This window comes from Phenylobacterium sp. (genome assembly GCF_031412415.1).
Taxonomy (GTDB): Bacteria; Pseudomonadota; Alphaproteobacteria; order Caulobacterales; family Caulobacteraceae; genus Phenylobacterium.
In genome coordinates this window covers 1-6,529 of record NZ_JANOCX010000237.1, presented here as the reverse complement: position 1 = coordinate 6,529, position 6,529 = coordinate 1, and the positions used below count along the sequence as shown (strand labels likewise).

Here is a 6,529-nt window from a genome sequence, read left to right as displayed (position 1 = left end):
AATCCCAAAGGAAACGGCGCGGGGAGCATGTCCCCGCGCCGCGTCAGTTTCGGTCGTGGGTCTTTCGACCTACCAGGTATAGGCGACCCGGCCGTAGAGGTAGCGGCCCGAACGACCGAAAGGTGCGTAGTTCGAGAACGGGGTGTTGGCCGTGGTGTTGAGGATCGGCGGCGAGCCCGTCGGATACTCGTCGAACACGTTGTCCGCCCCCACCGAGATGCGGACCTTTTCGGTGAGGTTCCAGCGGCCTTCCAGATCGACCACGACCTTGGCCTTCAGCGTCAGGTCGAGGGCCGCAGTGGTTCCGGGGCTGAGGACCTCGCCGTAGCGGATGGCCCGCACCGTTGCGCCGAACCTATCCAAGGTCCAGTCCACCGAGCCTGTGAACTTTGACTCCGGTGTGCCCTTCTCGAAGGTCAGGACGTTTACGCGGTCGAACAGCACCGGAGCGGGGTTCAACGCGGCGAGCTGGGCGGTGGCCGGGACCTTGGTCACTTCGGTGGAGTTGAAGTTCGCACCGAGCGTGAATGCGAAGGCCCCCATGGAATCGGTGTCGTGCTTGAAGTTGGCGATGATGTCGACGCCTTGGGTCTCGGTGTCGACGCCGTTGATGAAGAAGCGCCCGCCGCCTACGGCCACGAAGCCCTGGGAGGCCAGATAGGCGCGTACGTTCGCCTGGGTCAGATTTTCCGACAGGACGATGCGATCCTCGATGTCGATACGGTAAGCGTCTATCGTCAGGTTGACCCGGCCAAGGCGGAAGACCGCGCCGATCGCGTAGTTGACCGACTTCTCCGCGTCGAGGGGCTTAGCGCCCAGGGCCACCGCCACCGGATCCGTCGCCGGGAAGGTGGTGATGTCGAAGGGCACGCCGTTGATGAAGTTCGTCGAGGTGGTGGAGAAGAACTGCTGCTGCAGCGACGGGGCCCGGAAGCCGTTCTGGATCGATCCGCGCAGGGCGAAGCTCTCGGTGAAGTCATAACGGGCGGCGAACTTGCCAGTCACCGTCTCGCCGAAATCGGAATAGGACTCCGCGCGAACCGCCGCGGACATCAGCAGCTCGTCGGTCAGGTTGGCCTCAAGGTCAAGGTAGACGCCGACCGACGTGCGGTCCTCGTCGACCTCGTTGGACGGACGGAAACCTGGGAAGACCTGAGCGCCGGAGGGGGTCGGGGCGCCGTTCAATAGGGCGCCTCCGTTGCGGTAGGAGTCCGGCTCGCCCGCGTGAATCTCGTAACCTTCGCGCCGCCACTCTACGCCGGTCGCGACGTTCAGCGGCGAGGCGAGGCCCACCTCGTAGGTCCGTACGGCCGAGAGGTTGAAGACCAGTTGATTGTACTCGAAACCGCCGGCGTCGAAGGCCGTCTTGCTGCTTGGGCCGATGGACCGGTTCAGCGTGTCGCGGATCACGAAGTCCATTTCGTTGGAGCCGTAGACCAGCGAGGCGTCCACATCCCAGCCGCCCAGCTTCGACGTGGCGCCGCCGGCAAGGGACAAGTCCTCCACGGTCGGATTGATCAGCGGCAGGAAACCGTTGGGGTAGATGGAGATGATGTTGCGGTCGTCGAGGGCGCGGCGGAAGAAGCCGGCCGAGAGCGCCTCGCGGTTCTGATAGCTTGCCCAGCCATACAGGCTGGTCGTGTCGCTGAGGTCGTATCCGGTGTTGGCGAACAGCGAGTACTGCTTGACCTCCGGTTCGCCGAACCAGGCGTTGTAGCGGTTGAAGTTCGTCTCGCGCGGATCGAACGTCCCCGGCGCCGGGGCAGGGTACTGCTGGCGCCAGTCGGGGGCGGTCCGGATGGTCTTGTTCTGGTCTAGATACTCGGCGGCCACGGTCAGGAACCCGGCTTCCCCCAGGGGCAGGCCGATCCAGCCCGAGAGGTTGATGGTCTCGCCGTCGGTGCGGTCGTACTTGGCCTTGTCGGCGACCGTAAAGTTGGCGCCGGCTGGCGGCGGGGCCACCAGGGTATTCACAGTGGTGACGCGGGCGCCGTAGGTGGCGGTCAGCCCGCCCCCGCTGCTGGCTTCGCGCAGACGCAGGTTTAACACGCCGGCGATAGCGTCAGAGCCGTACTGCGCCGAGGCGCCGTCGCGCAGGACCTCGATCGAGGAGACCATGGCCGATGGAATGGTGTTCAGGTCGACCGAAGAGGCGCCGCGACCGATGGTGCCGTTCAGGTTCACCAGCGAGGCTGAGTGACGGCGCTTGGAGTTCACTAGGACCAGGGTCTGGTCGGGGGAGAGGCCGCGTAGTGTGGCCGGGCGGATTGTGTCGGTGCCGTCGGCCAAGCCGGGACGGGGGAAGTTGAACGAGGGCAAGGAAACCGACAGCGCTTGGTTGACCTCGGTCACGCCGAGTTGGCTCAGCTCGGCGGCGCTGATCACGTCGACCGGCGCGGCGGTGTCCAGAACCGTGCGGTTGGCCGCCCGAGTGCCGGTGACGATAAATTCCTCAAGTTCGGTCGCCGAAGGCTGTGTCTGGGCCATGGCTTGCCCCCCGGCGAGCAGGGTCGCGGCCGAAGCCGTCGCGAGCAGGATGTGACGAGTGTTCATGGTTCCCCCAGGAATGCCTGCGGGCTCGTCGGCCGCGCGATGGCGTCTAGGGCTTTAAAGCTAGTGGCGTTTGCCGCCGGCCGTTATGGCAAAACTGTCACATAATTTGGCAAACGTTGGTCGGATTTGCCGTAATTCTCAGCAATCCCAACGCCATAAGGGATTCCTGGAACGAAAACGGCGCGGAACCCTCAGGTCCGCGCCGCTGCCGACGGACTTGCCAACGTCGTGCCTAGTCGTCGGCGCCGGCCGCCCTGTTCGCGTCGACTTCGTCGTCGACCAAGGTCAGGCGCCGGCTGGTTGTTGGGCGGCCAACAGGGCGTCGTCGATCTGGTTGGCGCGGACGGCCGCCGGGCGAGCCTGGAGCCTGGACACATAGGCCTCGAAGGCGGGGCGTTTCTCCAAGGTCCCGAAGTCCATGCCCCAGCCCAGATGGGCGCCCAGATAGAGGTCGGCGGCTGTGAAGCTGTCGCCCGCCAGGTATTCGCGGCCGTCCACCGCGGCCTCGGCGGCGTCAAGCACGTCGTCCAGGCTGCCGAAGCCCACCGACCGCTCCCCGCCCTCGGGGATTTGCCAGCCCATGGACTTCGTGGTGATCGCCTGCTCGATGGGGCCGGCGGCGAAGAACAGCCAGCGGTAGTAGGGGCCGCGGAGCTCGCTGCCCGGCGGTGGGGCGAGGCCGGCCTGGGGGAAGGCGTCGGCCAGGTAGGCGCAGATGGCGCCCACCTCGGTCACCACAATGTCGCCGTGACGGATCGCGGGCACCTTGCCCATGGGATTGATGGCCAGGTAGGCGGGGGCCTTCATGGTGGTCCCGAAGTCCAGGACCTCGGTCTCGTAGGGCTGGCCGACCTCTTCAAGCATCCAGCGGATGATGCGGCCGCGGGACATGGGGTGGGTGTAGAACACCAGGTCGTTGGACATGCGGGACTCCCTTTGTTTGGCTGGAGGAGAGCCTAGGCCGGGCCTGCTGACAGCCTGATGTCAGCAGGCGGTATTCGGACATGAAAACGGCGCGGAACCCGAAGGTCCCGCGCCGCTGTCTAGGGTCTTGCAGGCGTCGACCTAGTGGTCGGCGCCGAAGTCCACGTCGTGCGAGCCGGCGCCGCCGGCGGCCATGTCGGCCGCGGCTTCTTCGTCGGCGATGCGGTCTTCCTCGAACTGCGAGGAGATGACGTTCTCACCACGGGCTTGGCGTTCGGCCTCGTCCTGGCTGCGAGCGATGTTGATGCTCACCGTCACGGCCACTTCGGCGTGCAGGCGGATCTTCACTTCGTGGACGCCCAGGTTCTTGATCGGCTTGTCGAGGGAGACCATCGAACGGTCCACCTTGCCGCCACCGGCGTTGACAATGTCGGCCACGTCGCGACCCGAGACCGAACCGTAGAGCTGGCCGGTTTCGCCCGCCTGACGGATCAGGACGTAGGACGTGCCGTCGAGGCCTTCACCAGCCTTGGCGGCCTGTTCCTTGGTCTTGGCGTTGCGCGCCTCGATCTCGGCGCGCTGGACGTCGAAGACCTTCTTGTTGGCGCTGGTGGCGCGGAGCGCCTTCTTGCGGGGCAGCAGGTAGTTGCGCGCGTAGCCGTCCTTGACGGTGACTTCGTCGCCCAGGCCGCCACGGCCTTCGACTCGTTCGAGCAGAATGACTTTCATGTGCCTGGCTCCCTTACTTCACGACATAGGGGAGGAGGGCCAGGAAGCGGGCGCGCTTGATGGCCTTGGCCAGTTCGCGTTGCTTCTTGGCCGACACCGCGGTGATGCGCGAGGGCACGATCTTGCCGCGCTCGGAGACGTAACGCTGCAGCAGCTTGACGTCCTTGTAGTCGATCTTCGGGGCGTTGGCGCCGGAGAACGGGCAGACCTTGCGGCGGCGGAAGAACGGGCGGCGCGCGGCGCCGGCGGCCGCGGGGGCCGTTGCGGTTTCGTCGGTCATTAGAAGCCCCCTTCTTTCGGGACAAATCCGCCGTCTTTCGAACCGAAGTCGTCGCGGCGCGGTTCGCGCTCACGATCACGGTCGCGACGGGCGAGAACGGGCGAGAGCTCCAGGTCGAGTTCGTCGACGCGGATGGTCAGGTGACGCAGAACGTCTTCGTTCAGCGACAGCTGGCGCTCCATCTCCTTCACCGCCGGCGCCGGGGCGTCGATGGAGAGCAGGGAGTAGTGGCCCTTGCGGTTCTTCTTGATGCGGTAGGTGAGGTTGCGAAGACCCCAGTACTCGATCTTGGCGACGGATCCGCCGCCTTCTTCGATCAAGGCCTTGAGGGTGTCATTGAGGGCTTCGGCCTGTTGCGGCGAAATATCCTGCCGCGAGATAACGACGTGCTCGTAGAGCGCCATGAGTTCCTTTTCCCATTTGGAGGGCGGCGCATCCGTCGGCGGGTGACCGTCGGAAACGATGGATCTCAGGCGCGGCGACCGGGAGTTTCCCGACCCTTTCGCGTTCCGGCTTGAGACCGCCTTCCGTGAAGAGGCGCGCTAGTACGGGAAAACCGCTGTTTGGGCAAGGGAATTCGCCAACCCGCCCGTACCAGCCTTCGCCGGCACGGGGAGGCGACGATCTCATTTCTTGGGGTTCTTCGCTCGCCAGGCCTTTACCGCGGTCATCGTCTCATTGACGTGCTCGGCGGCGTTCAGGTTGGAATAGGCGTGCACCACCTGGCCCGAGGGCGAGATCACGTAGGAGGTGCGATCCGACCAGCCCGGCTTCATGGCTAGCTTGGAGTCGTACTGGCCGGCGATCGACGCGTTCGGATCGGCGGCGACGGGGAACTTGCCCGAGCATTTCTCCGTATCGGCGGAAAACGCCGCGAGCTTGTCGAGATTACCCGAGGTCACGCCGATCACTGTCGCGCCCTGAGCCTTGAAGCCGTCCGTGGCCTCGGCGAACAGGCGGGCCTCCAGATTGCAGCCGGCGGTGTCGGCGGCGGGGAAGAAGTAGAGCACCACGGGCCCCTTCTTGCGCGCCTCGGCCAGGGAGAAGGTGATGGGTTTGCCGGCCTGATAGCCGGAGGCGGTGAAGTCGGGCGCCTTGGCGCCTTCCTTCAACGCGGCGAAGGCCGGGGTGGCGGCCAGAGCGGCGAGCGCGGCGGCGAGGGCGAGGCGATGCATGTGGTTTTCTCCCAGTTGCCTGGATCATACGGCTGAGCGCGGCCTTTGTCTGCGCCGGGAGTCAAAGGAATTTCAGGCTTCGCCATCCCCCTGTCCGGCGGCATGGCCGAGCCGTTAAGCTTTATGAACATTCACTTACTTCGTTGAGGTTATCGCAATTGCTGCCCGGCTAAGCCTCTGAATGTACAAGCATCCAGGGGTGGGGCGATGCGGGTTGTGACAATCGCGAGTTTGGGTGCGTCGGCCGCCCTTGGCCTCGGCGCCTTGCTGGTCGCCAAGGTCATGCTGCCCTCACAGAGCAATGTGGCCCAGGCTGCGCCGCCGTCACCGATGGCTAACGCCGTCTCGGTGGTGGTGGCGTCCCGCGACATCAAGTACGGCGACCGCCTGGACGCCGCGCGGCTCACGGTCGTTCGGATGCCGCGCGACGCCGCGCCGGCCGGCGCCTTCGCCACGGTGGATCAGGTGCTGGCCCAGGATCACGGCGGCGCGCCGGTGGCGCTGACGCCCCTGTCGGCCCGCGAGATCGTCCTTCCCGCCAAGCTCTCTGGTCCGGGCGCCCGGCCTTCCATCGCCGCTGAGATCACGGCGGGCATGCGCGCCTACACGATCCGCGTGTCCGATGTGTCCGGGGTCGGCGGCCACGCCCTGCCGGGCGATCGCGTGGACGTGGTGCTGATGCGCGACCTTTCCACCGACGACACAAAGAAGATCCTGCAGTCGGAGGTGGTTATTCAGAACGCTCGCGTACTGGGCGTCGACCTGAACGCCGATCCGACCTCCAACAAGCCCGCGACCCCCAGTACGGCGACCCTGGAGGTCAGCGTCAAGGACACCCAGAAGCTGGCGGTGGCCGCCGATCTCGGGA

The 6,529-nt window shown here is 65.8% G+C and carries 7 protein-coding genes; 1 reads left to right on the top strand and 6 read right to left on the bottom strand.

The features are described from left to right. Positions 1-69: 69 nt before the first annotated feature. The 6 genes from RMO04_RS11785 to RMO04_RS11760 form a co-directional block, all read right to left on the bottom strand. Positions 70-2,553, bottom strand: coding sequence for a TonB-dependent receptor (locus RMO04_RS11785; protein WP_309644976.1), 2,484 nt, complete (start codon positions 2,551-2,553; stop codon positions 70-72). 285 nt (positions 2,554-2,838) lie between these two features. Further along, positions 2,839-3,477 carry a glutathione S-transferase family protein gene (locus tag RMO04_RS11780; protein ID WP_309644975.1) on the bottom strand — a complete coding sequence of 213 codons (639 nt, stop codon included), beginning with the start codon at positions 3,475-3,477 and terminating at the stop codon, positions 2,839-2,841. 141 nt (positions 3,478-3,618) lie between these two features. Then, positions 3,619-4,206 carry a 50S ribosomal protein L9 gene (gene rplI / locus RMO04_RS11775; RefSeq protein ID WP_309644974.1) on the bottom strand — a complete coding sequence of 196 codons (588 nt, stop codon included), beginning with the start codon at positions 4,204-4,206 and terminating at the stop codon, positions 3,619-3,621. A 13-nt stretch (positions 4,207-4,219) separates the two neighbouring features. Beyond that, a complete protein-coding gene (gene rpsR, locus RMO04_RS11770) occupies positions 4,220-4,486 on the bottom strand; it encodes a 30S ribosomal protein S18 (RefSeq protein ID WP_254833425.1) in 267 nt (88 codons plus the stop codon). Beyond that, positions 4,486-4,890: a 30S ribosomal protein S6 gene (gene rpsF, locus RMO04_RS11765; protein WP_309644973.1), complete on the bottom strand. Its 405-nt coding sequence runs from the start codon at positions 4,888-4,890 to the stop codon at positions 4,486-4,488. Before rpsF ends, rpsR begins: the two co-directional genes overlap by 1 nt. Positions 4,891-5,112: 222 nt before the next feature. Continuing rightward, complete coding sequence (locus tag RMO04_RS11760; RefSeq protein WP_309644972.1) at positions 5,113-5,661, bottom strand: peroxiredoxin; 549 nt, start codon at positions 5,659-5,661, stop codon at positions 5,113-5,115. Between the two features lie 207 nt (positions 5,662-5,868). Here RMO04_RS11760 and cpaB point away from each other — a divergent pair. Next, positions 5,869-6,529: Flp pilus assembly protein CpaB (cpaB, locus tag RMO04_RS11755; protein ID WP_309644971.1), on the top strand; the 661-nt coding region annotated here is incomplete at its 3' end.